Source organism: Paenibacillus sp. Root444D2 (genome assembly GCF_001426375.1).
Taxonomy (GTDB): Bacteria; Bacillota; Bacilli; order Paenibacillales; family NBRC-103111; genus Paenibacillus_E.
Map to the genome: position 1 here is coordinate 60,853 of NZ_LMEO01000023.1, position 25,832 is coordinate 86,684.

The following is a 25,832-nucleotide window of genomic DNA, read 5'->3' on the forward strand; positions in this document are numbered from 1 at the left end:
GGCTTATGAGACTCAAGAAGGCGAGAATGGCGTATGAAACATAAGATAATGTTGAAAGATATTACAATTCAAGTACTGTTTACCCTGTATGTGTACATTTTGTTCAAAATTATTCTATTTAAGTTTGGCTCGATCGACATGTCATTTCTCTGGCATCAGCTTAGGTTGAATCTGTGGAACACGGATCATATGAGCAGGCAAATCCAAAAAGGAAATCTGGTTCCCTTTAAAGAAATATCCGGAACCATTCATGATATCTCGAGTCATGGTCTAATTAACCTGGTTGGGAATTTTACGATATTCATACCGTACGGTATTTTTCTTGGTTTAATGTTAAGAAACAAAAAGATATCATGTATGGATGCGTTCATTCTTTCTTTAGGTTTAAGTCTAATCCTGGAGTTAGCGCAGGCCTTTTTCTCTATTGGACGTTATGATGTAGATGATCTTATACTAAATTCAAGTGGGGGCTTGATCGGTTTCATTACTTTCAAATTATTCGCTATGTTAATTAATACATCAAGTGCTACCAAGCAAGAGGTAGCCCCATCTGATACAATAAAAGCGATACTAAGGTCATACAGGGGTGGAACGAATGAAGTCGATCACAATTCTGATAGCGGATGATGAGGTAGAAATTGCCGATCTGATTGAGTTGCATTTAAAAAAAGAGGGTTACCGCTGCATTAAAGTTGCTAATGGGCAGGAAGCCATTACTGCTGTTCAGACGCATTCCATTGATTTGGCGATTTTAGATATTATGATGCCCAAACTGAACGGCTATGAAGCAACAAGGCAAATTCGAATTCAGCATCATCTGCCTATCATTTTTTTAAGCGCCAAAGCGACCGACCTTGATAAGATTACAGGACTAGTAAATGGAGCGGATGATTATGTAACCAAACCGTTCAACCCGATGGAATTGGTCGCTCGCGTGAATGCCCAGCTGAGGCGTTCCACGCAGTTGAATCAGCCTCCAGCAGCAAACAAGTCAGTTTTGGAAGCGGGTGGAATGGTCATTTATCCTGAACAACGCACCGTTAGCCTCTATGGTGAAACGATTGAGATAACTCCGAAAGAGTTTGATATTCTGTATCTACTGGCCAGTTATCCGAAGAAAGTCTTTAGCGCGGAAAATATTTTTCAGCAGGTGTGGGGCGATACCTATTATGAAGGCAGCAATACGGTCATGGTGCATATTCGTACTTTACGGAAGAAGCTTGGAGAAGACGTTCATAAAAACAAATTGATCAAAACAGTTTGGGGCGTGGGGTATACATTCAATGGCTGAAATGATCCGAAGCTTTCGATTTAAAATGATTCAACTCTTTGGTTTAAGCATGCTTTTCTCCGCTGCCATTACCTATATGATCTATAAAGCCCTCCAACTCTATTATTATACGACCAAGTGGGAAAATCCATTGACCAAAATCCGGTTTATGATAAGAGAAATTGGGGATATTAACTTCTTTTTGCTTATTTTCATTCCTCTCTCGATTTTGTTTTTCTTTCTTCTTACCAATAGATACGCCGCTTATTTTAATGAAATATCCAACGGAATAAAACAGCTCGCGAATGGCGACTTCAACAATCGTATACTTATTCCATCCAAAGATGAATTCGGGGATATTGCGAGAGATATCAACCTGGCAAGTGAAAAGTTGCAGCAAGCTTTGGAGAGAGGAGACTTTGCAGAAAACAGCAAGGAACAATTGGTTTTGAATTTGGCTCATGATTTGCGTACGCCGCTGACCTCCGTTTTAGGTTATTTGGATTTCATTCTTCAGGACGATCAGCTGACTGCAGACCAAATCAAGCACTATACGAGCATTGCTTATACCAAGTCTCAACGTTTAGAAAAGCTCATTGACGAGCTATTCGAAATCACTCGAATGAACTATGGCAAGCTTACCATTGAAAAAAAGCAAATCGATCTGAGTGAGCTGCTCATCCAGTTAAACGAGGAGTTATACCCTGCCTTTGAGAAAAATAATGTAACAACCCGTTTGAATGTGACTCCGCATTTGACTGTTTGGGGTGACGGTGAGCTGTTGGCACGCGTATTTGAAAATCTGTTGACGAATGCCATTCGCTATGGAAAAGATGGTCAGTTTATTGATATTCATTGCCATATTGACGCAGAAGATGTGGTGATTCAAGTGGTTAATTATGGGGATTGCATTCCTCCGGAAGAGCTGCCGCATATCTTCGATATGTTTTTTACCGGCGATCAAGCGCGAACACATCGTGAGGGGAGCACTGGCCTTGGCTTATCCATAGCAAAGAACATTGTTGCCCAGCATCAAGGCACAATTTCTGCCCAGAGCAGTTTAATTCGTACGATTTTTGAAGTCCGTTTCCCACAAAAAGTGGCATCCGAAGGTCTCGGTTAACTATTGTGCCGACATGTCATGAAAACTTTCACTCCATGATCTGTGGAGGGGCTGGTATATTTGTATGATAGGGAGGGGAGAACCTTTATGGCGAAATATAAGGTAGTATTAACCAAAGAAACATGGCCTGCTGCCATGGAAAGAATTGTACAGCATTGTGAGGTAAAGGTTTGGAAAGAAGCAGAACCGATCCCACGGACATTATTACTCGAATGGTTAAAAGATGCGGAGGGTTTATTCAGCACAGGTGATGTAAAGGTAGACGAAGATTTGTTGGCTAATGCACCTCAACTAAGAGTAGTAGCACAATCATCAGTAGGGTACGATAATATGGATATCGATGCCTGCACAAGGAGGGGAATCCCCTTCGGAAATACACCTGGTGTGCTAGTCGAAACAACGGCAGATTTAACCTTTGCCTTACTACTGAGCGCAGCTCGCCGAATTCATGAATGTTGGGATTTCGTCAAATCAGGCCGTTGGGCAACTAATAACAACATTCCATTCGGTGTAGATTTATTTGGGAAAACTCTCGGTATCGTAGGCATGGGAGATATCGGCTGCGCTGTAGCTAGGAGAGCTAGGGCGTGCGGACTGAACATTATTTACTATAACCGTACAAGGCGTATGGATGATCAGTTGCTTGAAGCGAGATATGTCGACTTTAGAGACTTGCTGCAAGAGTCCGACTTTATCATAACTCTCGTTCCTTTATCGAATAAAAGCCGGGGAATGTTTGGAGCGGAGGAGTTTGCGCAGATGAAGCCCTCAGCTTATTTTATCAATGCGGCACGCGGGCCTATCGTGAATACCGAGGCCCTTTACGAAGCATTGAAAAGCAAACAAATTGCATATGCCGCATTGGATGTGACTGATCCAGAACCCATTGCGGGAGACCATCCGTTACTCAGCCTTTCGAATATCTTAATAACCCCGCATGTAGGTAGTGCAACTTACGAAACGAGAAATCGCATGGCCCATTTAGCTGTGGATAATTTATTAGCAGGTCTGGGTAGACAACCGCTTCCAACTTGTGTGAATCCAACCGTTAATTATCCGAAGTAAGCCTTTTAAATGTAATTCTATTGGCTTCGCCTTTTATCAAAGGGCGAGGCTGTTTGCATTGTTTCCATGCATAACTATGGAGAAAAAAATGGATACTATGGTTAAAGGTGATATGTATGGAATTACCGGTTTCCGTTGATCTTTTCAGATCATAAAGCAAAAAGCTGCCATTGGCTTAATGGCAGCTTTTACTTTGTCAGTAGATAAGAAAGTATAAGTTTTATACTTTTGCTTCGCAGCTACCTTGACAAACACGCTCGTCCCAGAAGGACGACGAAGTCGCTTATCCCTAGTCCACCAGTGTTTCCCCGTGTTTCAGCAGTTTAAGACGGCTTGAATCGAGCTCCCTTCTCCGCCAATCGGCCAACAACCGGTCGAGTGCTTCCTGCGGCGTATCATCGGCTAGCCGGAAAGCGCCATAATGCATCGGGATGAACGTCTCGGCCCCTACATCGAGGAATGCCTGAACCGCCTCCTCCGGCGAAACGTGCTGCATACCCATAAACCACTCCGGCTCGTATGCGCCGATCGGCATGAGAGCATAGTGAATACCCGGAAATCTCGCGCCGATATCGCGGAAGCCTTGGAAATATCCGCTGTCTCCGGCAAAATAAATCGCATCGTTCTTCTCCGCGCCATCCACTAATAACTCTGGTGAGCGATTGATCACCCAGCCTCCCCAAAGCGACTTGTTCGTATCCGTCAGCGTACGCCGAGTCCAATGCTGCGCTGGAACGAAATGAAACTCCAGCGGCCCGACCGTCGTCTTCCCCCACCAAGGCAGCTCGTGGACTGTACTCAGCCCAAGCCGCCTTATCTTCATGCCAAGTCCTTCAGGCACTAGGGCAACAGGCGAGCCTTTCAGCTTGCTCAATGATCCGACGTGCAGGTGATCATAGTGCGAATGAGACAGCAAGACGATATCAACCGGCGGTATTTCATCGAGTGCAAGCCCTGGGGCCTCGAGCCTGCGGGCAAAGCCCATTCGGTTCGCCCATACCGGATCTGTAACGATCGTCAAACCAGCTATCTGCAGCAGGAAAGTCGAGTGTCCAATCCAGGTGATTGTTGTTTCGCTGCGGTTATGCAACAGGAGCTCTTGCTGCTTATGCTCCGCTTGGCCGATGCGTAAGGTGAGATCCTTGACTTTCCCTTTCCGTTCTTGCTGCCATCGGCGAATTTCCTTCCATGTTTTCACCTGCGCAGCTGGATCAGTATTGCTATAACGTTTGCGTGCCATAAATCGCTGCTCCCCTCATAAAGCCGCCATAAGTCCTTTGAAATAATATCTCCATACCTATTAAGATGTGGAATCTTATCATTTTTGTCAACTTTTAGTTGGTGTGATTTATCTCACATACCGGAAAGTTTTTTCGAAATATAATGATGACAGAAAAGAAAAAAAGGAGATGGTTCAAATGATGAAATGGTTAAGGGGAAATCGTTACGCGGCGATGATGTTGGCGATTATTCGTTTGTATGTGGGTTGGCAGTGGATGACAGCGGGATGGCATAAAATCACCGGGGCAAAGCCATTTGACGCAGCGGGTTATTTGAAAGGCGCAATTGCGAAACCAGTCCTTGAATCGGGAACTACGGATATGGTTTACGCGAATTACGTGGCTTTCTTGAAAAGCTTTGCCCTCCCCAATGTGGGCGTCTTCAATACGTTAGTTCCTTGGGGGGAATTGTTAGTTGGTTTGGGTTTGATACTTGGCGCACTGACTACTACAGCCATATTCTTTGGATTATTAATGAACTTTATGTATATGTTCGCTGGAACGGTTAGCAGCAACCCATGGTTAGTACTTCTTGGATTCTTTATCATCGCCGCAGGTGCTAACGCAGGCAAGTTCGGCGTTGACCATCTGATCCTTCCGTATCTTCACAAATGGTTTGATAAAATGATCGATAGACTCCATTTGAAGCCAAAATATAAATAAGTGTGCACAATGGAGCAGATAATTTTCAAAGGACGTTCATATATGCCAAAAGAACCTACTCTTTGACTCAGTTCGCTGAAGAAGAGTAGGTGTTTTTTTCTCAAAACAAAACGGGATAGAGGGAGTGTGATAGTGATGCTTACAGGTGTCATTTTGGCTGGTGGAGCAAACCGTCGAATGAATGGAGAACTGAAAGCATTACTTCCATTTGGTGGACAGCCTCTCATTGTTCGCCAAGTGGATCGAATGAAGATATTGTGTGATGAAATCATTGTTGTAACCAACGATCCCAAGTCGTATCTGCCTATTCTGGATCGTTCGGTACGGATCATTACCGATTTTCACACCGGCTATGGACCGCTTGGGGGCATGCATGCGGGATTGTCGCTAGCTAAGCATTCATCGGTCTGGGTTGTTGGTTGTGATATGCCTTTTATTTCGTACAAAGCGGCCGAACTTTTGTGGAACAGAAAGCGGGAAGGCATTGAGGCTGTAGTTCCTCTTGTATCGGGTAAATTAGTTCCCCTGCATGGGATTTTTGATCGAGAATGCAAGACTAAGATTCTTCCTCTGCTGGGTAAAGGTGAAACTCGGATTTCAGCTTTACTGGAACATATTTTCTGGAGTGAGTTAGAGGGTGAATATTTGCAGAAGAATGGCGTCGATCTGAAATTCATTTCGAGCATCAAGACCATGGAAGATTATGAAGCTTTCCAACACACCGTGAAGCCGGGAATGTAAGGAATTGTGCCATTTTTGACCACTTAGGATTTTTCACATACGGAATGTGACATATATCATAGTTGCCTCTGAAGAATGCTCCTAGAATGAGGATAGCTGGATTTTAAGATGGAGGTGGGTCTGAAATGAGTATTAGAAAGTTAAGTAATGAGCAGCCCGAACAAATGAGAACAAAGGCGGAACAAGAGCCAGTATTGAAAGGCACATTTGCCTCGGTCATGCTGCTCGGAGCTTTTCTGGCCATAACCTGGGCCGCTGTATTTCTATTATTTCTGTACAGACAGTAGTTCATTTCACGATTAGAAAAGGGTGGTTTAAGCCATGCATATTCATAAACTGGAGAAAATTTGGCTAGCAATTGGCATCAGCATGCTGTTCGTGTTCCTTGGCGTTTTGGGTGTTTCTGCGTTTGCCATGGGGGTAAAACCGCCAAGTGAGCATCACCATCGGATTGATCCTGCGAAAGTAACAGAGACAGCACCTTTTGACAAACTAGGATTGTATAAGACCGGAGAAAAAGAATACGAAGCGGTGATGACCGCTTTTACATTCGGATATGCCCCAGACAAAATGGAAGTTCCTGTTGGTGCAACGGTCAAATTTATAGTAACGAGCCAGGATGTCGTTCACGGCTTCGAAATTCCAGGAACGAACGTAAATATGATGATTGTTCCAGGCGAAATCAGCCAAGTATCGCATACGTTTACGAAACCAGGTGAGTACCTTATCTTGTGCAACGAATATTGCGGCGGAGCGCATGAATATATGAAAACGACCATTATCGTGAAATGACGGGAAAAAGCATAGAAGGGGGAAGTCTGCATGTTTGAAAATAAATTCGATCTCAAAGACGGGAAGCTGGTCGTTGCGCACATCATCGTGGCTTTCCTTGCACTGCTCATCGGAGGGATCGCGGGACTGCTGCAAACGTTAGTGAAGAGCGGGACGGTTAAGCTGCCATACGGCATCGGTTATTATGAATTGCTGACAGCGCATGGCGTTTTGATGGCGATCGTATTTACGACCTATTTTATTATAGGCTTTCTATACTCTGGCATTTCATACACGTTAGGCGGAAAGCTGCTTCCGATTGTTAACCGTATGGGATGGCTTGGATTTGGTTTAATGACGGTGGGAACAGCCCTCGGGGTAGCGATGGTTTTGACAGGAAAAGCGAGCGTGCTGTATACGTTCTACGCACCCATGAAAGCTTCTCCTTACTTTTACATCGGATTAGCCCTGTTGGTGGTAGGAAGCTGGATTAGCGGGTGGGGCATCTTCTATCAACTGAAGTATTGGAAAAAGACGCATCAAGGCAAGCTCTCTCCGTTGTTTGCATTTATGGCGGTTATCACGTTCCTTATGTGGCAAATTGCTACCATCGGTGTTGCTGCCGAGGTGCTGATTCAGCTTATTCCATGGTCTTTCGGATGGGTGGAAACGATTAATGTGATGCTCAGCCGTACTCTGTTCTGGTACTTCGGCCATCCGCTCGTCTATTTCTGGTTAATGCCTGCCTATATGTGCTGGTATGTGATTATTCCGAAAATTATCGGAGGCAAAATCTACAGTGACGCGCTCGCCAGATTGTCATTTATCCTCCTTCTGCTGTTTTCGATTCCGGTTGGCTTTCATCATCAATTGATGGAGCCTGGCATTAGTTCATTCTGGAAGTACCTGCAGGTTGTCTTGACCTTCATGGTGGTCGTTCCGTCGCTGATGACCGCATTTTCGTTATTTGCAACGTTTGAGATCAATGGTCGTGCCAAAGGAGCTAAAGGGCTGTTCGGTTGGATAAAAGTCATGCCATGGAAAGATGTGCGATTCTTCGCGCCATTCCTGGGTATGCTGATCTTTATTCCAGCTGGCGCAGGCGGTTTAATCAACGCAAGTAATCAAATGAACGCAGTGGTTCATAATACATTATGGGTAACGGGGCACTTTCACTTGACGGTTGCGACTAGTGTAGCACTTACGTTCTTCGGAATTACGTACTGGCTGCTTCCAGCCGTTACGGGCCGTGTGCTTACTAAGCGTATGAACAAGCTTGGAATTATTCAAACGATCATTTGGTGTGTAGGCATGTTCTTTATGTCTGGTGCGATGCACCTTGTCGGATTATTCGGTGCTCCGCGGAGAACGGCATTCACGACCTACGAAGGGAATGCGGATGCGGCAAGTTGGATGCCATATTATGTATTTATGGCTATTGGCGGTACGGTACTATTCATTGGCGTGTTGTTGATGGTGTACAATGTCTTCGCCCTGCTTCGGGCACCAAAGGGTGTGACAGAGTATCCAATCGGCGAAGCGATGGAACAAGCGGGAGAGACTCCGGCCTACTTGGATCGTTGGAGTGTGTGGATCAGCTTATCGGTGGCACTGATATTGATTGCTTATACAGTACCGTTAATGGATATGATTATGCATCCAGGCGTCGGTTCCAAAGGGTTTATCACTTGGTAAAAGGTAAGAAGCACCGGACTTTATGTGAATAAAAGCTGGTGCTTTTTTACCACATAAGAAAGTATAAGTTTTCGGTTCCCGAAAACTGCTTTCTTGAAATGAGGCTGGAAAATAGGGACCTGGAGGGGTAACAATGTTTCTAGATGTTCGAGTTTTCGACGGACAGGTGAATATAACGCCTAGGGGTAAAATTTATGTGGACGAAGCAACGATCATAAGGGAGAAGCTGTTTCCTTATTTGGACAAAGGCTGTAAGCAATTTGTTTTTAACTTATGCGAGGTGGACTATATCGATAGTTCCGGACTTGGTGTACTGGTTGCGCTTCAGAAGAGAGCTCATCTTAACGGCGGCGGGGTGGTCATTAAGGGTTTACAGGGGGATGTCAAAGAACTATTCGAGCTGACTCGATTAACGAATATTTTTGAAATCCATCCCTGATTTTGCCATATGTACATGTGAAACAAGTCGCTGACCTGGGGGTGATAATCGGACATGAAAGATAAGCTGCGGCTTTATGCACGTGTATTTAAAAAAGTGATGGAATCCATCATGATAACAGATTCAGGAGGTGTTATCCTATCGGTTAATCCAGCATTTACAACGACGACCGGGTATACGGAGGAGGAAGTGGTGGGTCAAACGCCGCGTATTTTGTACTCCGGTAAACAAAACCCTGAGTTCTATATTCATATGTGGGCAACGATTCATGAAACGGGTGGCTGGAAGGGCGAGATATGGAACCGACGGAAGAACGGGGACCTATATCTCGAATGGTTGACGATCAGTACTGTGAGAGATAAGCAGGGCAAAATATCTAATTATGTAGGTATTTTCATGGACATAACGGAGCGCAAGAAGTCTGAGGAAAAATTGCAGCTGCACGCCAGAGTATTCGAAACTGCGAGTGAAGGGATCATGATTACGGATACAAAAGGATGGATATTATCGGTCAATCCGGCGTTTTCCGAAACAACCGGGTATACGGAAGCTGAGGCTTTAGGTCGAACTCCGCGCCTGTTGCATTCCGGCGTGCAGGATGCCGAATTTCATATTCAAATGTGGGCATCGATTCATGAAACGGGCAGCTGGCAGGGCGAGGTCTGGAATAAGCGAAAGAATGGGGAAATCTATCCGGAATGGCTGACGATTAATACGGTTAGAAATGAGAACGGTAAAATCTCCAATTATGTCGGGGTTTTCACGGATATTACAGAGCGTAAGCTATCGGAAGAGAATTTGAAATATTTGGCCCATTATGATGTATTGACCGGGCTCCCGAATCGATTTCTATTTCATGACCGACTGAGTCAGGCGATTGTGCAGGCCAATCGTCAAGGCCACTGGGCTGCCCTGATGTTTATTGATCTCGACCATTTCAAACTGATTAACGATACATTGGGACATGCAGTTGGAGATCAACTGCTGAAGAATGCTGGCAAACGGCTGGAGAGCTGCGTTCGAACCGGCGATACAGTATCAAGATTGGGCGGTGATGAATTTACGGTTATTCTCCCCCACATTGATGAAACCGAAGATGCGCTGCTTGTAGCGCAGAAAATACTGGAGGAGCTGGCCCTTCCTTTCTTCCTAGCTGAGCAGGAGCTGTTTATAACAGCAAGTATTGGAATTAGCATTTATCCCTTGAATGGAGAAGATAGCGAAACCTTAATCAAACAAGCCGATTCGGCCATGTATCGCGCCAAGGAACAATCCAACAATTATCAGTTGTACACTTCCAATATGAACGCAACCTTCTACCGGAAAATGAAACTGGAGAACGGGTTACGAAAAGCATTGGAAAAAGACCAATTAAGAATTGTGTACCAGCCGCAAATGGATATTCAAACGGGCCGGATCAACGGCATAGAAGCCTTGCTTCGCTGGCAGCACCCCGAGATGGGAATGGTGCCGCCGAACGAATTTATTCAGATCGTAGAGGAAAATGGTCAAATTGTCGAAATAGGAGAATGGGTGCTGCGGAGTGTTTGTGAGCAGAATAAGGCCTGGCAATTGGCAGGCTATCCCCCCTTGAAATGTGCTATCAATCTGTCGCCTCGATAGTTCAAAAATAAGAATTTGATTGAAACGGTCAAACAGATATTGAAGGAAACGGAACAAGATCCGAGTTATCTATGCTTTGAAATTACGGAAAGCATCAGCATACACCAAATTGAGTCGGTACTGACGGTTCTGCATAATTTTAAAGAGATCGGGGTGGAATTAGCTATTGATGATTTTGGCAAGGGACATTCCGCTTTGAGTTATTTGAAAAAGTATCCCATTGATATATTGAAAATTGATAAATGCTTCGTTCAGGGTATTGAAATGGATCGAGGGAACGCCTCGATTGCCAAGGCTGTGATTGATATGGCCCACGGTTTGGGGCTCCGAGTGATTGCTGAGGGTGTGGAAACGGAAGATCAACTGGCTTTTCTCAAGGACCTCCATTGTGATTCTATCCAAGGCTATTGGTTAAGCCGACCGCTGCCTCCCGAAGGGATCGAAGTCTTCTTCTGTGATGAGCTTATTTTTGGATAGATAGCATTAAACCACCTTACAACGGGTAGGGATAACTCCAAAAATTGATTTTTAGAGTCGTCGTTAAGCCATGTTACGAAGGGTTATTGGGTATAGTGGTTACCAATGTTGTATTTCCTACAACAATTCACACGCCTAAGGGCTATTTTGCAACTTGAAGTTGCAGTTTGTACAACATTTCGAGCCCATTTGTTAAGAAATGGCCAGTTTAGGACTAAATTGTTGTACATGATGCAACAATGAATGCAGAGAGGCGAGATTTAGGCAGCAATTGTTGCACTTTTTACAACATCACTCACTCGTAAGCTTGCGTTGCAGCCACCCGCCACTCTCAACTAAGGACGTCGTAATCGGTAATTACATGATTGCCAAAGGTTGACTAAGCGTAAAAGCCTTCCTACATGCTACAGCAGTGCATGTAGGAAGGTTATTTTCATCCAAGAACAGAGGCCGATTTATCTCACTTTAAAGATTTCAATTTGTTTCTTTAAACTTGCGGATTGATCTCTCAATACATCGGAGGATGCAGCGATTTCCTCCATCACGGCCGTCTGTTCCTGTGTTGAAGCGAATACGCCCTTTGCGCCCAAAGAGATTTTGGAGGCAATGTCGGTGACATCTCGAGCTTCATTTAAGGTGAGCTGTACTTGATCCGCTTGGCTGGAGACCATGGATGCAATATGATCCACGAGTTGATCGACCTGATTTGCTTCACCAACGATACTTTGAAGCGCTGAAGCGGTTGACTCCCCATTCGCGGCTTCTTTATTGACCATTTCGAATTGCTGTGTAATTTTGAAGACGACATTCTTGACCTCAGACTGAATTTGGTCGATAAGCTGATTAATATCATAAACGGCCTGCGAACTTTGCTCGGCGAGTTTCTTCACTTCACCCGCCACAACGGCAAAGCCTTTGCCATGTTCACCGGCTCTCGCAGCCTCGATGGAAGCATTCAAGGCTAATAAATGGGTTTGGTTGGCGAAATCACCCACAACGCTCGAAATCTCGCTGATTTGCTTCGCATTGCTTTCCAAACGTTGAACAGTATGGATGGATTCTTGATTAGAAGTCGCAAGGCTTTGCATCCCATTAACTAAAGACTGAACCACTCTTGCACTATCCTTAATGGTAATAATCATTTGCGTCGTTAAATGCCGGGCCTCATGGGCTTCTTTATTGATATCATCGGTGTTTCTCATGATTTGTTCGACGGACATGAACATGGCTTCGGAGGATTTCGATTGCTGCTCAGCTCCATGGGATATGTCTTCGATCGTCGTTGTTATCAGTTCCACATGAGCTGCTGCATGTCCAATCGCTGATCTCAATTCATCCACATGCATATCGGTTCCTATGAAGTTGACTGATATTCCATCAATGATTTCTCTTAAATTTCCGATCATCATCGAGAAAGAAAGGCTGAGTGCTCTTAATTCATCATCCGATTTACTTGGAGTGATAGTAATTTGCAAATTTCCTGCCGAGGCCTCGTTAGCTGCGTCTGTAAGCTGCAGTAGGGGTTTAATGAACCATTTTGCCGCAATCCATCCCAGAAATCCTGTCCAGAAGATACCCAAAGAAAGGGTGATCCATATGAACAGCCAATCCGGCATGTAATCTTTAAATAAACCTTGCAGGGTGAAAATAAAAAAAGCACTTGTCCCATAGGTTACGGTGGATACTAACGTGATGCCAAGGACCATTTTCTTGACTATACTCCATTTAAATTTCTTCATCTTCGTCAGTCCCCATTCTGCCTTTTCTGTGATGAATTCTTCCAATAAGCACTTGTAAAAAATATAACAGAATCTTGAAAACGTAGATGTGATGTTTCTCACAGCGATAATCGGCAAAGAATTTATACTAGAGATAGAAGCAAACGACGAATGTTGGAGGGATGAATATGGCACCACTTTCAATAACCTGCATGTTGGGAATAGCCTCATCCAACCCAGATGAACTTGATTTTGCCACGGATCGTCTGAAGGAAGAGCATAACCAATTAAGACAGCAGCTTAAGGCTCTCGAGCATAGCGCTAAGGAAGTGAGCCTGCTGGATGATCCTGCTGAGGGAGTTCAGGTCTTGCGTCAACTAAGGCAGCAAACCGCTCATTTTGTGGAGGCATTGGAACGCCATGCGGAGTGGGAGGATCAGGAGTTGTTCCCCTTTCTGCTTGATTACTTCAATCGACAATCAGCTCCATCGATAACTCCCTCTTTTTGGGTGCTTGAAAAGGATCACCAGCTGGCGATTTCATTTATCCAGACCTTCCATGAAACCATCATTGATTTAACGCCAATTGTCATCAAAAAACAGCTGATTGAGGCTGCGTCGCATCTCATACAGGCCTGTTTAATTTTAAATGATCACTTTACGATGGAAGAACAGCTCGTAATTCCTTTGACGGAGAAAGTGCTAACGGACCTTGAATCCTTCTTCTCTTAGTTAATTGGACCATTTCAATGGGAATGCTACATGCGGCAAATCTCTTTCGGGCAGTTTTCGCAGTGGCAAACATCGCGGAGATAGGTTAAATCTTTAATCACGATATGGCCATTTTGAATCTCAAGCGCATCTTCCTTCTTCATATCACTCAACATCCGATTGACACTTTCCCGTGTAGCTCCAATCATATCTGCCATTTCTGTATGATTGATCTTGTAATTGATCAGCGTATGCTCACCGTTTGGAACGCCATACGAATTACTGAGTCTGATAAGTAACGAACAGAGTGCGCCTGGTTTTCCGTACATCATTAAATCACGGAACTTCGTTTCGGTCATGCGGTGCATAAGCCCCATCCATTTCATAAACTCGATGGCCAAATCCCCATGCTGCCATAGTAATACTTCGAGGTCTTTTCGTTGAATGACACCAATCTCACAATCAGCTGTTACTTCTGCACTATAGCTTTGTACAGAATTCTGAAAGGGATCGATCTGACCGAACAAATCACCCGCCTGATGCAGGGATATGATAAAGCTCTTACCTGTTTCCGACAGCTTGGTGATGCGCACCCCGCCTTTCATTACATAGTACAATTTATCCGCGACATCGCCTTCCCAGAATAGATAATCACCTTTCTCCGCATGCTTCACATACATAATGCTTTGTAATTTATGGAAATTTTCTTCAGAAAAAAAGGCTAGAATACCGTTAATAGCCATCTGTACCAACTCCTCAACGTTTCTTTGTTATCTCTATCTTAACGGGTTTAGATGGTTTTGTTTATCGGGAGTTCTGCTGATCTTTGGAGGGGAAACTCCCTATCTGGTGTGAGATAAATCACAAGTTCATCCCTAACTTCCCTGAAGACTTCTGAGGTAATCTGCAGGTTAATTAGCGCAATTTCCTGATAGCGAAATCAGGGTTTTCCCTGACATACAAGATGAGATGAAACGTCTACAATGTTAATTAAAATAAATCGGCTCTGGTGCATAAGGAAATGGAGGTGGCCTATATGGCTCATGGGGATGCAATCATCATAGAAGAGCTGGAGCGTTTGCGAAGCCTAACGTCAAGTGATTTTATCGCACTGGCGCCATTGCATGACAATGCCCAGCGCATACGTTGGAAATATGCTTCAGGCAGTAGAAATGAACGCTATCGGCAAATGGTGATTAAATCAGGCCAAGGGTTAGCGGGTTCCGTCCTGCGTCTCGGCCGATGGGTGAAACTCGATGACTCGCATCCTGACTCGGATCAAGTGCGACGCAGTTGTCCTGTCCTACTTGCCGAGCAGCTGCAGACAGCAGCTGTATTTCCAATTTTGACGGAGTCCGATAATCTCTTGATAAAAGGCTTGCTTTTCATCGGAAAAAGAGCACAGCCCAGATATGCCCAGGCCGAGCTACTAGCCGTTCAGGAGGTTCTTCCTAAACTGGCTTGGTATCTGAAAGAGAATACAGGAGAAAAGGCAAAATGAGTTCCATTACCGGAATTCATTTTATTTGTTATTATTAATATAATATGAGTGATGATAGGGTAGTTCTAATCGATTTATTGGAGGATGGGTATGCTTAAAATTCTGGTAGTTGATGATCATGCCGTAGTCAGGTCGGGATTAATGAGCCTGCTGAATGGAAAGCATAGCATGGAAGTTATCGGAGAAGCTGCCGATGGAAAAGAAGGCATTCAAGCCGCCCAGTTGCTGAAGCCGGATGTCGTATTAATGGATTTAAACATGCCCCATGGCATGGATGGACTTACAGCGACAACAGAATTGAAGCGTCTGATGCCGGATTTGGCGGTGCTAGTGCTGACCATGCACGACGATGACGAGTACCTGTTTAGGGCTATTCACGCGGGTGCTTCAGGGTATATATTGAAAAGTGCTCCGCATGAGGAGCTGTTGACGGCCATCCGCTCAGTGGCATCTGGAAACGCCTATTTGTATCCTACTGCTACCAAACGACTGATGAGTGAATATATAGAACGCTTGAAGCATGGAGAAAATATCGGTCCTTACGAATCCCTTTCGGAACGCGAAAAGGAAGTTCTGTCTCTAATCGCCAAAGGATTTTCCAATAAAGAGATAGCCGAACAATTGATTATTAGCGTAAAAACGGTTGAGTCGCATAAAAGCAACGTGATGGAGAAGCTAGGACTCAAAACGAGACCAGAGTTGGTCAAGTTTGCGGTGAAGAAAGGATTGTTGAATTTTGAGTAAGGATGTAAACAGGGAGTACCCGGAAGTCATTGGTGAAAATGTAACCGAGCTTATTGCAAGCATGGATGATTATATTACGGACTCAACGTTTCAAGCTGATCTGAAACAATCACTCAAACAGCTGTCCAATGTCAAGTTTGCCCTAGATGAATCTTCTATTGTTGCTGTCACGGATCATAAAGGGAGAATTCAATACGTGAACGATAAATTTTGCGAAATCTCCCAATATTCACGTGCTGAACTTCTCGGTCAAGACCACCGAATTATTAACTCGGGTTATCATCGGAAGGACTTCATGACCCTCTTGTGGCAAACGATCACCTCTGGCAAGGTGTGGCGCGGAGAGATCAAAAATAAAGCGAAAAGTGGTACATTCTACTGGGTGGATACGACGATTGTGCCGTTCGTAGATGAGCAAGGACAACCTTACCAGTATCTTGCGATTCGTAACGAAGTAACGCAATTAAAGCGTGTCGAAGAAGAGCTGCAGCTTATGATGTCGCAGGTCATGCAAATTCAGGAGGAAGAACGAAGGAAATTTTCACGTGAGCTGCATGATGGCATCGGACAGAGTCTATTCTCACTGTTGATACAGATGGATAGAGTGATCGGTGAAAGTGAGCAGTCTGAAATAACCGGGCTTCGGCAGGTTGTTTCGGGAATCATTGAGGAAGTTCGTAATTTGGCATGGGAAATCCGTCCTTCTGTTCTGGATGATTTAGGTGTAGTGCCGGCCATTCGAACCTATATAGAAAATTACACGGGGCATTACGGCATACGCGTCTTACTTGAGAGCAATTTGCGTAAGCGATTGGGAGCTTTGGAGGAAACGACTATATACCGAGTGATACAGGAGGCTCTTACCAACGTAGCCAAATATGCCGATGTATCAGAAGCTAGCGTGTTCGTTCTAGATAAAGACTCGTTTGTTGAAGTGCGCATCGAAGATCAGGGAAAAGGTTTTGTTCGCAGTGGCGGCTCCAAAGGAGTTGGGTTGTTCAGTATGGAGGAAAGAGCCAAGAGCATTGGCGGTGGAATCGCTATTCATTCTGAATTAGAAAAAGGGACGACAATCACCTTGATTGTTCCGAAAAGGTGAATTATACATCCCTGTGGAGATGTTCGCTAAGCTCTTAGGAATTAAATGGCAGCCAGCATATGCCCATTCTTTGAGCCTGTTGCATTTTGGAATAAGAAGAACATTATCCGAAATCACGGTCATCCTCCCCTGATCTCTTACACTTTAATTTTAGCAAGAACAAAACGTTGGAAAATCTGGGAAAAGTAATATGTTCACAAAGAAAAAGGCAGAACGTTTGATCGCTAAAGCATGATTAATCTCCTACTCTATGCCAAAAGTCATGCCTTGTCATTATATTTGATGACGAACGGAGAATACGGCTGCTTGTGTTCGGTCACGTAATCCTAGCTTTGCTATAAGATTCGAAACGTGATTTTTCACTGTACCTTCCGTGATAACAAGTAAGCCCGCAATCTCTTTATTATTTAATCCTTGACCCAATAAAGCAAGAACCTCTTTCTCTCGCTCGGTCAATTGACTGAGCTGGGCAGGCTCATTACTATGTAAAGGATGAGCGTTATCCGGGTGCCATTCCGACATTTTTTTCAACTCATTAAGCAGCGTTGTGGTTATATCCGGTTGAAGGACAGTCCCGCCATTGTACACCGTTTGAATTGCACTTACGATCGCCTCAGAGGGCATATCCTTCAACAAATAGCCATGGACGCCTTTTTCCAAAACTCTCAGAATTAACTCCGCGTCATCGAAGGTGGTCAGAATCAGTACCTTCGTCTCTGGTAAAGCCTTAAGAATCAATTCCGTTCCTTCCACACCATCCATGCCAGGCATTCGGATATCCATCAACACTACATCTGGTCGCCATTCGAGAGCTTTGGTATAGGCATCTCTCCCATCCACCGCTGTTCCTACGACTTCCATGCCCTGTTCCAACCCGATGATGGTCGCAAGTCCCTCTCTCATGAGCCTCTGATCGTCTACTATGAGGATTTTCAATGATTTACACGCTCCATTTCCGTGAATGGATAAGGGAATTGCACTTCGACAGCAAAACCCTCTTGCTGATCCAAGCTAAAATGCACCTGTCCGTTCCACTCCTTGACTCTTTCTTGCAAATTGATTAAACCAAACCCCGGCTTCAGGTCAGCAGGGACCTCTCCGTCATTACGTATGCACAGAGAAAAATCACTCTCCGAATAGATTAACAAGATTTTCGCATTCTTCGCATGGCCGTGTTTATGAGCATTCGTCAGTGACTCCTGTACGATTCGATAAGCCGTTAATTGAAGATCACCTGGCAGTGGGACGGTTATCCCCTTTACTTCTAAAGTGGTTTGAACCTCGGCAAATTTGGTAAACTCCTCCGTAAGCTTCCCAAGGCTATCATTTAAGGAAGTGGACATAACAGGTTCATCTCGAATAGCCCTTACCGAAAGCCGGACCTCTTGCAAAGATGATCTTATTAAATCTTCACATTCTAAATAAGTTTGTTCACTGCGTAAAGGATCCAGACTGCTTAGCTTGCGAGCCGCTTGCATTTGAACCAATAATGCCGTCAGCTTATGGCCTACCGTATCATGAATATCTCGTGCAATGCGCACTCTTTCCCTAGTCGCTGCCCACTCCTCAGCTTTGAGAGCATAGTCCTGAAGTCGCTCATGGGATTGCATCAATTGTGTATACAACTGCATCGTATTCCGGCGTGCGCGTTGATAAAAGTTGATAAGAGCGCTCACAATACCTGCAAAAATAATGAACGAACAGGTAATAAAGTAGCCAATTTCATCGATTCGTTTAAATAAATACCAATCAATGCTTCCCATCGTAATAATAAAAACGACCAGCAGCAGTAAGCATGTGATAATCAGCATTCGGATGTTCTTTAAAAACATTAAAATCGCTAAGGCTGTAATTCCAATGAATAAATGGTTCGGGAAATTCCCACCAATATAGACATAACCATAAGAAGCGGATACCAAGAAATCTAAGATGAGAATGTGAAATAGCCAATTGTGTTTTTTTTGTATCTTTAAATAAAAAAAATGAACTAAAAGAAAAACCACCAATGAAAAGACAACAAAACTTAGTCCCCAAAAAATCGTAATTGAATTTCTAAAATAAAAAACACCGGTTAAAGCCAAATCAAAAGCAAGTTTTATACCAAAAAATAGCCTCCATGAAAGGCTTTTTTTTATTTTATCCGTTTCTCGGAGCATTCTCCTTGCTCACCTCATCTCGTGTGGATCTCATTGAAGCGATTATAGCATATGCCTTGCGTTTGCAAAAAACGTCCGGTTTGTTTCCACAATTTTAGAAGATCGTCGTCGAGAGGGATGTTTGTCTTTTGCGGAGGCGAGAAATTGTCCCACCACTGGTCAATCCATGTTCCATTGCAAATCATATAGTAATCGATACTGTCTTTCAAGGTGAGCTCGTACTTTTCGCCTGGTCTCACATTGGCGGGTTTCATGGCATATTGAAGCGCGAGCTCTGCGACTTCATCGTCGATGAGCTGTACCGGTTTGTGAAAGGCGAGGATTTGCTCGGCAGAGTTACGTTGGATCAGTACGGCAGGTTGACTCCATGGTAGAGGTATCTCGTAGAAAAATTGTATAATGAAATGGACAATTTTTCCACGAGGAGTGTAGTGATGAACGCAATAGAAACACGGATTCATTCGTTGAAACAGTATGTGCCGGAGTTAACGGCACCATTCGATTTGGAAGATTTTTGGGATCGTGTCTCCGGGGAAGCAGCTGAATCCGTGAGATATACGATAGACCCGGTCGTCTCCCCCTTCCTACAAGCCGAGGTTTACAAAGTCGTATTGGAGGGTGCAGCAAATACACTCGTTCACGCTTGGTATATGCTGCCTTCCGTCCAGCTGCGTCATCCACTTCCCTGTATCGTAACCTTTCACGGCTATTCCGGTTCCAAAGGTCAGCCTGAGGATCACGCATCTTGGCTGCTTATGGGGTATGCCGTTCTCGCCATCGACGTTCGGGGGCAAGGAGGGGAGACCGGCAACGGGCTGCCGCAAGAATACGGTATGACCAAAGGGTGGATTACACAAGGGATTCTTGATCCTGAGGGTTCCTATTATCGGGCATTAGCTATCGATGGCATGCGTGCTGTACGGTGTGCGATGGCAATGCCGGAGATAGATCCCGAGAAGGTGTTTGTTTTTGGCGGCAGTCAAGGTGGCGGTTTGGCGCTTCTTGTATCCGCCTTGGAGCCTAACCTAAGGGCGGTAATCGCGCATGTACCGAACATGTGCCACATGGATCTGGGGATACTGCAATCCGTCAGCTCACTCACCGAAGCTGCGGAATTCGTAACTCGCTTCCCGGACCGCCTTGACGAGGTGCTGCGGACGCTTAGTTATTTCGACATCATGAATTTGGCGCATCGAATTACGCTGCCCGTGCATGTGACGGTCGGACTGAAGGACACCACCTGCTTACCCGAGGCAATCTTTGCCGCATATAATCGGATCGCATCTGTGGACAAATCGATTGAGGTTCACCCGTTCATGGGGCATGCGATGCCCCCGGGATTTCACGCAGCGGGACATGCCTTTTTCTCGCAGTGGCTTTGAGGGCAGGCGAAGGGGGACGGCTGCCTAGTAATGATCACTAGCTATTCACTACTAGGCTGTAGGCTCGCTTTTCATAAAGTTTTTAGCTAAATTCTCGACATTTAAATCTCTTGTATTGGATTCATATTCTCTTAAAATCTGAATCCAATACTGCTCCCCCGGTTTGTACGCTCTGAAAATAGCCTGTTCTTTATTTTCAATACGAACATCGTGACCGCAGTCTATTAAACATTGTTGATAATCATATATGGTAGGTTTCTGATCTTCTTCTAAGAATATAAGCCCTCTTAAAAGTTGTATGCTATCCTTGTGGATAACTTTAAAGTGAATAATGTGTTCTTTTTTCATAGATAAACACTTCCCCTAATATGACTATTCTTAGCTAATCATAAGATATATGATAGCTTCTTTTGTTGTTGGGGGCTGTGATTTTTGTTATAGCTTATCAATGAAAAGTTGGTAAGCGGAGCAAGTGGATGTAATTTGAACTGTCTGGATTTATTTGGAGCCGTTCATTGACATGCATATGCCGTCATGCTAAACTGTAACGAAATTGATTATAGATAAATAACTTCAGCATATCGTTTAGCAACCATGGGATAGACGATCTTAAGTGGGAGGAACATTCGTATGTCAACCGATTTACCGCAAGTAGAGCAACCATCCGAACCAGATGCGCCTGGTATTAGGCGAGAACGGACGGTCTCCTGGTTACTTTGCATTACCATTATTTTAGTCGTTATGAACACGATGATGTTCAATTTGGCATTGCCCAAAATTGCTGTCCAATTCGCTCTCAACCCGTCGACTGCGTCTTGGGTCGTGACAGGCTACTCCATCGTATTTGCCATCTCATCGATTACTTTCAGCCGATTGTCCGATTTCGTGCCCATTCGCAGACTCTTCACGGCGGCGCTGTTGGCATTAGGCGGGGCATCCGTGATTGGCATGTTCAGCGACGGATTTGGGCTGCTGCTTATCACGAGGCTTATTCAGGCCGCTGGCGCTGGTGCCATTCCATCGCTCGCGATCGTGCTTGTCACTCGTTACATTCCCGTGTCTCGCAGGGGCATGGCCATGTCGTTCATTTTGTCAGCCGCCTCACTAGGTCTCGGGCTTGGTCCGGTCGTCGGCGGATCGATCGTTCAGTATCTAGGGTGGCATTTCCTATTTGTGATCACCGGCCTAACCCTGCTGCTGATCCCAGTTTTCCTGTTAATACTTCCTCGGGAAAAGGCGGAGCGCGGCTCGTTCGATTTCATTGGCGCCGTCCTGATCGGGATGGGGACGACGGGGTTGCTGCTCTTTCTCACATCTAAGAGCATTGTTGCACTCGTTGTGGGCGTGATTGCCCTGGCATTGTTCGCGGTGCGCATCCGCAAAGCGGCGAATCCATTCGTCCTGCCCGCTCTATTCGGCGACAGACTGTACCTGGCGCTTGGTGCTATCGGTATTAGCGCCTACATGATCAGCTTCGCCTTCTTATTTCTCGCCCCGCAAATGCTGGCCAGAGTCTTCGGTTTAACTCCGGCCGTTTCGGGTCTTGTGCTCTTCCCAGGAGCGCTCCTTGCCATGCTGGTATCCAACCGTGTTGGCCGGCTCATCGATAGATACGGTAACGGTGCGCTCCTCCGCTACACGCCTTGGCTGCTGCTGGTTTCGACCGTGTTGCTCGCGCTGACGGCCGTCCATTCCTTTTATGGGCTTGCCGCCGTCTATATTCTAACGAGCATCAGCATTACTTCTATCTCCAGTGCGGTCTCCAACGAGCTATCAAGGCAGTTGACCAAAGAACGGATCGGCTCTGGTATGGGCTTATTCCAGCTGCTGCAATTTTTCAGCGGGGCTTTCGCCGTAGCTATCTCGGGAAGTGCACTCGTCTGGCAGAAGTCACTGCCAACAGAGCGCGCGTTCGACAATCTCATCTGGGGCATGGTAGGAATCGCCATATTGACCATCGTCTTTGCCTTTATTTATCGCGGTTATGCCAGAAAACGAACAAATGCCGCAGCTGCTCTGGTTTAATATAAAAGAGGATCCCACGTGGATCCTCTTTGTATTTATTACACGGTTATCATTAAGCCAATGATTCCTTCTGCGGCAGCTTCTCGTCCTTCTTAGGCTTTATCGCGAATAAGGCAATCACGCTGGCCAAGACACATATACCTGAAATGGTGTAGAACATCGTGGCCGGTGATATTTTCAAAAGGATGGAAGCAAGAGGAGGTCCAATGGCAACCCCGATGAAGCGGGTAGAACTATAAATAGATGTGATTGTACCGCGCTGCTCCTTCTCGATCCCTCTTGTAATCATGACGTCAAGGCACGGCAACGCTGCGCCAATTCCGATTCCTGCCAGGCCAATCAAAGTAATGAGCCAATAAATCGACGTTACCATACCGCATAGAAGAATACTTCCGGATAGTAAGATCAACCCCGCGAAAATAATCCATTTCATGAGCCTCTCGTCCTTGCCAATTCCTTTACCCGTACCAAAAGAAGAGATACATAAGGCAGCAAGAGGAATAGCAAGGATACATCCTTTTATTACACCAAAAACGTTAAATTTTTCTTCTAATAAGTCTGACAAATAATATAAAGTTCCGAATATGACAAGCATACAAATACATCCGATAGCGAATATCGCATAAAGCCAGCGCCCATTGTTCTTGAAAATGTTTCTGATATGGGAAAGGTAGCTTGCAAAAGTCACCTTATCCGTTTTCTCCGATTTCTTTTCTGGGGATTTAACCAAATAGAATACAAGCAGCATCGAAATCAGACAGAGTATGGGAATGAACATAAAGGGCAGGAACCAGATGACCATTGCAAGAGCGGACCCTAGAATGGGGCTGACCACTTTCCCGAATGTATTCGCTGTCTCTACAAGGCCAAGGCCGCTGCTGACATCACTTTCTTCTTTGAAGATATCACCCACTAGTGGAATGACAATGGGAAAAGCACCCGCCGCGCCAATGCCTTGAATGAAGCGGCCAACTAAGATGATAGCATAGGATTGATCCATCCACCATGCCGCTAAACCCGCAATCAAACCACCAATACCTGTGATAATTAAGCTGGGTATAATGACAATTTTCCGACCAAATCTGTCGGATAAATAACCGGCAATAGGGATTAAAATAATGGCCACAGCCGAGTAAACCGTAATCAGCAAACTTACTTGTAGAGAAGTGATTCCTAGTTTACTCCGGATGGCTGGTAACACAGGAATTAACATGGAATTCCCCAGAGTCATGATAAGTGGTATGGATGCTATAGAGAAAAGCTGCTTTTTATTCTCGATACTCATAGCTTATGTATACTTTTCACCTCTCAATCCATCATTCATGTACATTAAATTAACCCAAGACGCGAAGCCCTATCCATCCAAGCTCCCAATTCAGAAATGGATATCTAGTAAATCAAGAGTATAGCCTAACCGTTATGTGGAAAAATTAAAGCGTATATGTAAAAATGGGGGGGCTTTTCAGGTGCGCAAGACAGAAAATCAGTTGTCAGTTTTCTCTTTAGGCGGAATTAATGAAATTGGTAAAAATATGTATGTGGTGCAATATGGAGATGATATTATTGTCATTGATTGCGGCTCAAAGTTTCCGGATGAAAGCTTACTAGGCATTGACTTGATCGTTCCGGATATTACTTACTTACTCGAAAATAGTGATAAAGTCCGCGCACTGATTATTACGCATGGACATGAAGATCATATCGGGGGCATTCCGTATATACGAAGACAATTGAACATGCCGATTTATGCAACTCGGCTAACGCTAGGGTTAATTGAAGGTAAGTTGAGAGAGGCTGGACTGCTTGCAGATACGAAATTTATTGAAATTGATTCTGATTCGAGCATCGAGCTAGGTCAAATCACGACGACCTTTTTCAAAACAAATCATAGTATCCCTGATTGCTTAGGAGTTGTTTTCCATACGCCGGAAGGAACGGTCGTACATACGGGAGATTTCAAATTTGATTTAACCCCGGTTAACAATCAATACCCCGATATTCATAAGATGGCGGAGATTGGGAAGAATGGTATTCTGCTGCTTTTATCAGAAAGCACGAATGCCGAGCGCCCAGGCTACACACCTTCGGAAAGTCTTGTAGGTAAGCATATTGAGGATGCCTTTCATAAAGCAAAGCAAAAAGTGTTCATAGCCACCTTTGCTTCTAATGTTCATAGGCTTCAGCAAGTCGTTGATGCTGCTCAGGCAACGAATCGGAAATTAGCCTTACTTGGCCGCAGTATGGTCAATGTAGTGAGAATTGCTTCCGAGCTTGGCTACCTAACAGTCCCTGAAGGAATGCTAGTGGAAGCGGGAGAAGTCAACCGTATGGCTCCAGAACAGATAGCGATCTTATGTACCGGTAGCCAAGGAGAACCGATGGCTGCATTATCGCGATTATCCCGATCCATTTATCGTCAGGTTGAAATTATACGTGGAGACACCGTTATTCTATCCTCATCCCCGATTCCGGGAAATGAACGCAATGTATCGCGGACTGTCGATCATTTATTCAGCCTAGGGGCTGAAGTCATTTATGGTTCGAGCTCAGCTACAGGCATGCACGTATCCGGACATGGCAGTCAAGAAGAGCTGAAGTTAATGCTCACTCTGATGAAGCCGAAGTATTTTATTCCGATTCATGGCGAATTCAGAATGCTTCATCAGCACCGGATTTTGGCTGAAGGCGTCGGCGTGGACCCGGTTAACATCTACATTTTAAATAATGGCGATGTCGTGGATATCAAGAACGAGGTGGCAACTCAGAGCCGCAAAGTGTACGCGGGGAATACCCTTGTCGATGGATTAGGGGATGTTGGCAACATTGTTCTGCGTGACCGTAAACAACTGGCCGAGGATGGTATCTTGATCGTGGTTCTACTGCTTAGTAAAAGTGACGGTAAAATTTTGTCCGGTCCGGATATCATCTCCCGCGGGTTTGTCTATGTTCGAGAGTCGGAAGACCTGATGGATCAAGCTAATATGCTAGCAACAGAAACGATAAACAGGCTCCAAAAAGAAAACGTGAATCAATGGAATGTGCTTAAAACGAATGTAAAAGAAGCGCTAGGAAAGCTCTTTTATGAAAAGACGGGCAGGAGACCCGTTATTCTCACTATACTCACGGAAATTTAGAAAAAGAAGCGGACCTAGACATTCATCGCTATGGCTCAGCAATCCCGCGGCCCCTGCCGGTTTGCCCCACCATAAGGATGTTTTTCATCCTTATGGCGGGGTTGCTCAGCCGCGGCAACGAGATAGCGATGTTTTTCATCGCTATGGCTCAGCAATCCCGCGGCCCCCGCCGGTTTGACCCCTCATAAGGATGTATATCATCCTTATGGCGGGGTT

Annotated in this window: 25 protein-coding genes and 1 pseudogene; 19 read left to right on the forward strand and 7 right to left on the reverse strand. The window is 44.9% G+C overall.

Annotation, left to right across the window (positions count from 1 at the left end; genetic code table 11):
- The first annotated feature begins 33 nt into the window (after positions 1-33).
- The 4 genes from ASD40_RS14480 (at position 34) to ASD40_RS14495 (ending at position 3,458) form a co-directional block, all read left to right on the forward strand.
- Positions 34-627: a VanZ family protein gene (locus ASD40_RS14480; protein ID WP_057303949.1), complete on the forward strand. Its 594-nt coding sequence runs from the start codon at positions 34-36 to the stop codon at positions 625-627.
- Positions 596-1,291 (forward strand): response regulator transcription factor, encoded by a 696-nt coding sequence (locus ASD40_RS14485; RefSeq protein WP_057303950.1) that lies wholly within the window; start codon positions 596-598, stop codon positions 1,289-1,291. Before ASD40_RS14480 ends, ASD40_RS14485 begins: the two co-directional genes overlap by 32 nt.
- Complete coding sequence (locus ASD40_RS14490; protein ID WP_057303951.1) at positions 1,284-2,393, forward strand: sensor histidine kinase; 1,110 nt, start codon at positions 1,284-1,286, stop codon at positions 2,391-2,393. The genes ASD40_RS14485 and ASD40_RS14490 overlap by 8 nt, the downstream gene beginning before the upstream one ends.
- 87 nt (positions 2,394-2,480) lie before the next feature.
- Positions 2,481-3,458: a 2-hydroxyacid dehydrogenase gene (locus tag ASD40_RS14495; protein ID WP_057303952.1), complete on the forward strand. Its 978-nt coding sequence runs from the start codon at positions 2,481-2,483 to the stop codon at positions 3,456-3,458.
- A gap of 289 nt (positions 3,459-3,747) precedes the next feature.
- Here the strand turns inward: ASD40_RS14495 and ASD40_RS14500 are convergent, their stop codons facing one another.
- A complete protein-coding gene (locus ASD40_RS14500) occupies positions 3,748-4,698 on the reverse strand; it encodes an MBL fold metallo-hydrolase (protein WP_057303953.1) in 951 nt (316 codons plus the stop codon).
- 178 nt (positions 4,699-4,876) lie between these two features.
- Between ASD40_RS14500 and ASD40_RS14505 the strand changes: the two genes are divergently transcribed.
- The 7 genes and pseudogenes from ASD40_RS14505 (at position 4,877) to ASD40_RS14530 (ending at position 11,147) form a co-directional block, all read left to right on the forward strand.
- Entirely contained in the window at positions 4,877-5,401 is a 525-nt protein-coding gene (locus ASD40_RS14505) for a DoxX family membrane protein (RefSeq protein ID WP_057303954.1), read from the forward strand.
- A gap of 135 nt (positions 5,402-5,536) precedes the next feature.
- Positions 5,537-6,142 carry a molybdenum cofactor guanylyltransferase gene (mobA, locus tag ASD40_RS14510; RefSeq protein ID WP_057303955.1) on the forward strand — a complete coding sequence of 202 codons (606 nt, stop codon included), beginning with the start codon at positions 5,537-5,539 and terminating at the stop codon, positions 6,140-6,142.
- Between the two features lie 125 nt (positions 6,143-6,267).
- A complete protein-coding gene (locus ASD40_RS37190) occupies positions 6,268-6,429 on the forward strand; it encodes a cytochrome c oxidase subunit 2A (RefSeq protein ID WP_442952670.1) in 162 nt (53 codons plus the stop codon).
- 34 nt (positions 6,430-6,463) lie between these two features.
- Positions 6,464-6,934, forward strand: a complete 471-nt coding sequence (locus ASD40_RS14515; protein WP_057303956.1) for a cytochrome c oxidase subunit II — start codon at positions 6,464-6,466, stop codon at positions 6,932-6,934.
- 30 nt (positions 6,935-6,964) lie between these two features.
- A complete protein-coding gene (locus ASD40_RS14520) occupies positions 6,965-8,608 on the forward strand; it encodes a b(o/a)3-type cytochrome-c oxidase subunit 1 (RefSeq protein WP_057303957.1) in 1,644 nt (547 codons plus the stop codon).
- A gap of 133 nt (positions 8,609-8,741) precedes the next feature.
- Positions 8,742-9,047 (forward strand): STAS domain-containing protein, encoded by a 306-nt coding sequence (locus ASD40_RS14525; RefSeq protein WP_057303958.1) that lies wholly within the window; start codon positions 8,742-8,744, stop codon positions 9,045-9,047.
- A 54-nt stretch (positions 9,048-9,101) separates the two neighbouring features.
- Positions 9,102-11,147: pseudogene (locus ASD40_RS14530) on the forward strand (EAL domain-containing protein).
- 455 nt (positions 11,148-11,602) lie between these two features.
- Here ASD40_RS14530 and ASD40_RS14540 read toward each other — a convergent pair.
- Positions 11,603-12,886, reverse strand: a complete 1,284-nt coding sequence (locus ASD40_RS14540) for a methyl-accepting chemotaxis protein (protein WP_057303961.1) — start codon at positions 12,884-12,886, stop codon at positions 11,603-11,605.
- 167 nt (positions 12,887-13,053) lie between these two features.
- On the opposite strand from ASD40_RS14540, the gene ASD40_RS14545 reads away from it, so the two are divergent.
- The gene (locus tag ASD40_RS14545) at positions 13,054-13,596 is read left to right on the forward strand and encodes a hemerythrin domain-containing protein (protein WP_057303962.1); all 543 of its coding nucleotides are present in this window, start codon (positions 13,054-13,056) and stop codon (positions 13,594-13,596) included.
- Positions 13,597-13,622: 26 nt separating this feature from the next.
- Here the strand turns inward: ASD40_RS14545 and ASD40_RS14550 are convergent, their stop codons facing one another.
- Positions 13,623-14,318 (reverse strand): Crp/Fnr family transcriptional regulator, encoded by a 696-nt coding sequence (locus ASD40_RS14550; protein WP_057303963.1) that lies wholly within the window; start codon positions 14,316-14,318, stop codon positions 13,623-13,625.
- A gap of 293 nt (positions 14,319-14,611) precedes the next feature.
- On the opposite strand from ASD40_RS14550, the gene ASD40_RS14555 reads away from it, so the two are divergent.
- The 3 genes from ASD40_RS14555 (at position 14,612) to ASD40_RS14565 (ending at position 16,919) form a co-directional block, all read left to right on the forward strand.
- On the forward strand, positions 14,612-15,076 hold the full coding sequence (locus tag ASD40_RS14555) for a GAF domain-containing protein (protein WP_057303964.1): 465 nt from the start codon (positions 14,612-14,614) through the stop codon (positions 15,074-15,076).
- A 90-nt stretch (positions 15,077-15,166) separates the two neighbouring features.
- A complete protein-coding gene (locus tag ASD40_RS14560) occupies positions 15,167-15,820 on the forward strand; it encodes a response regulator transcription factor (RefSeq protein ID WP_057303965.1) in 654 nt (217 codons plus the stop codon).
- Positions 15,813-16,919 carry a PAS domain-containing sensor histidine kinase gene (locus ASD40_RS14565; RefSeq protein WP_057303966.1) on the forward strand — a complete coding sequence of 369 codons (1,107 nt, stop codon included), beginning with the start codon at positions 15,813-15,815 and terminating at the stop codon, positions 16,917-16,919. Before ASD40_RS14560 ends, ASD40_RS14565 begins: the two co-directional genes overlap by 8 nt.
- 273 nt (positions 16,920-17,192) lie before the next feature.
- Here ASD40_RS14565 and ASD40_RS14570 read toward each other — a convergent pair whose 3' ends face one another.
- Positions 17,193-17,855, reverse strand: a complete 663-nt coding sequence (locus ASD40_RS14570; RefSeq protein ID WP_057303967.1) for a response regulator — start codon at positions 17,853-17,855, stop codon at positions 17,193-17,195.
- Positions 17,852-18,730, reverse strand: coding sequence for a sensor histidine kinase (locus tag ASD40_RS14575; protein ID WP_235549262.1), 879 nt, complete (start codon positions 18,728-18,730; stop codon positions 17,852-17,854). The genes ASD40_RS14570 and ASD40_RS14575 overlap by 4 nt, the downstream gene beginning before the upstream one ends.
- A 473-nt stretch (positions 18,731-19,203) precedes the next feature.
- On the opposite strand from ASD40_RS14575, the gene ASD40_RS14580 reads away from it, so the two are divergent.
- Both ASD40_RS14580 and ASD40_RS14585 read left to right on the forward strand, forming a co-directional pair.
- On the forward strand, positions 19,204-19,449 hold the full coding sequence (locus ASD40_RS14580; RefSeq protein WP_057303969.1) for a hypothetical protein: 246 nt from the start codon (positions 19,204-19,206) through the stop codon (positions 19,447-19,449).
- A gap of 60 nt (positions 19,450-19,509) precedes the next feature.
- Positions 19,510-20,457 carry an acetylxylan esterase gene (locus tag ASD40_RS14585; RefSeq protein WP_057303970.1) on the forward strand — a complete coding sequence of 316 codons (948 nt, stop codon included), beginning with the start codon at positions 19,510-19,512 and terminating at the stop codon, positions 20,455-20,457.
- A 51-nt stretch (positions 20,458-20,508) separates the two neighbouring features.
- On the opposite strand, the gene ASD40_RS14590 is transcribed toward ASD40_RS14585, so the two are convergent.
- Positions 20,509-20,805, reverse strand: a complete 297-nt coding sequence (locus tag ASD40_RS14590; protein WP_057303971.1) for a hypothetical protein — start codon at positions 20,803-20,805, stop codon at positions 20,509-20,511.
- A 282-nt stretch (positions 20,806-21,087) separates the two neighbouring features.
- Here ASD40_RS14590 and ASD40_RS14595 point away from each other — a divergent pair, with 282 nt between their 5' ends.
- Positions 21,088-22,482 (forward strand): MFS transporter, encoded by a 1,395-nt coding sequence (locus ASD40_RS14595; protein ID WP_057303972.1) that lies wholly within the window; start codon positions 21,088-21,090, stop codon positions 22,480-22,482.
- 52 nt (positions 22,483-22,534) lie between these two features.
- Here the strand turns inward: ASD40_RS14595 and ASD40_RS14600 are convergent, their stop codons facing one another.
- Positions 22,535-23,767 (reverse strand): MFS transporter, encoded by a 1,233-nt coding sequence (locus tag ASD40_RS14600; protein WP_057303973.1) that lies wholly within the window; start codon positions 23,765-23,767, stop codon positions 22,535-22,537.
- A gap of 181 nt (positions 23,768-23,948) precedes the next feature.
- On the opposite strand from ASD40_RS14600, the gene ASD40_RS14605 reads away from it, so the two are divergent.
- A complete protein-coding gene (locus ASD40_RS14605; protein WP_057303974.1) occupies positions 23,949-25,616 on the forward strand; it encodes a ribonuclease J in 1,668 nt (555 codons plus the stop codon).
- Positions 25,617-25,832 lie beyond the last annotated feature (216 nt).

Excerpts from the sequence above, each read along its gene's own strand:
- ASD40_RS14525 (WP_057303958.1), top strand. The coding sequence starts at position 8,742 with ATGTTTCTAGATGTTCGAGTTTTCGACGGACAGGTGAATATAACGCCT.
- ASD40_RS14540 (WP_057303961.1), bottom strand. The coding sequence starts at position 12,886 with ATGAAGAAATTTAAATGGAGTATAGTCAAGAAAATGGTCCTTGGCATC.
- ASD40_RS14585 (WP_057303970.1), top strand. The coding sequence starts at position 19,510 with ATGAACGCAATAGAAACACGGATTCATTCGTTGAAACAGTATGTGCCG.
- ASD40_RS14575 (WP_235549262.1), bottom strand. The coding sequence starts at position 18,730 with ATGCTGATTATCACATGCTTACTGCTGCTGGTCGTTTTTATTATTACG.
- ASD40_RS14505 (WP_057303954.1), top strand. The coding sequence starts at position 4,877 with ATGATGAAATGGTTAAGGGGAAATCGTTACGCGGCGATGATGTTGGCG.
- ASD40_RS14520 (WP_057303957.1), top strand. The coding sequence starts at position 6,965 with ATGTTTGAAAATAAATTCGATCTCAAAGACGGGAAGCTGGTCGTTGCG.
- ASD40_RS14480 (WP_057303949.1), top strand. The coding sequence starts at position 34 with ATGAAACATAAGATAATGTTGAAAGATATTACAATTCAAGTACTGTTT.
- mobA (WP_057303955.1), top strand. The coding sequence starts at position 5,537 with ATGCTTACAGGTGTCATTTTGGCTGGTGGAGCAAACCGTCGAATGAAT.
- ASD40_RS14500 (WP_057303953.1), bottom strand. The coding sequence starts at position 4,698 with ATGGCACGCAAACGTTATAGCAATACTGATCCAGCTGCGCAGGTGAAA.
- ASD40_RS37190 (WP_442952670.1), top strand. The coding sequence starts at position 6,268 with ATGAGTATTAGAAAGTTAAGTAATGAGCAGCCCGAACAAATGAGAACA.
- ASD40_RS14515 (WP_057303956.1), top strand. The coding sequence starts at position 6,464 with ATGCATATTCATAAACTGGAGAAAATTTGGCTAGCAATTGGCATCAGC.
- ASD40_RS14555 (WP_057303964.1), top strand. The coding sequence starts at position 14,612 with ATGGCTCATGGGGATGCAATCATCATAGAAGAGCTGGAGCGTTTGCGA.
- ASD40_RS14495 (WP_057303952.1), top strand. The coding sequence starts at position 2,481 with ATGGCGAAATATAAGGTAGTATTAACCAAAGAAACATGGCCTGCTGCC.
- ASD40_RS14490 (WP_057303951.1), top strand. The coding sequence starts at position 1,284 with ATGGCTGAAATGATCCGAAGCTTTCGATTTAAAATGATTCAACTCTTT.
- ASD40_RS14595 (WP_057303972.1), top strand. The coding sequence starts at position 21,088 with ATGTCAACCGATTTACCGCAAGTAGAGCAACCATCCGAACCAGATGCG.
- ASD40_RS14550 (WP_057303963.1), bottom strand. The coding sequence starts at position 14,318 with ATGGCTATTAACGGTATTCTAGCCTTTTTTTCTGAAGAAAATTTCCAT.
- ASD40_RS14590 (WP_057303971.1), bottom strand. The coding sequence starts at position 20,805 with ATGAAAAAAGAACACATTATTCACTTTAAAGTTATCCACAAGGATAGC.
- ASD40_RS14600 (WP_057303973.1), bottom strand. The coding sequence starts at position 23,767 with ATGAGTATCGAGAATAAAAAGCAGCTTTTCTCTATAGCATCCATACCA.
- ASD40_RS14485 (WP_057303950.1), top strand. The coding sequence starts at position 596 with ATGAAGTCGATCACAATTCTGATAGCGGATGATGAGGTAGAAATTGCC.
- ASD40_RS14560 (WP_057303965.1), top strand. The coding sequence starts at position 15,167 with ATGCTTAAAATTCTGGTAGTTGATGATCATGCCGTAGTCAGGTCGGGA.
- ASD40_RS14545 (WP_057303962.1), top strand. The coding sequence starts at position 13,054 with ATGGCACCACTTTCAATAACCTGCATGTTGGGAATAGCCTCATCCAAC.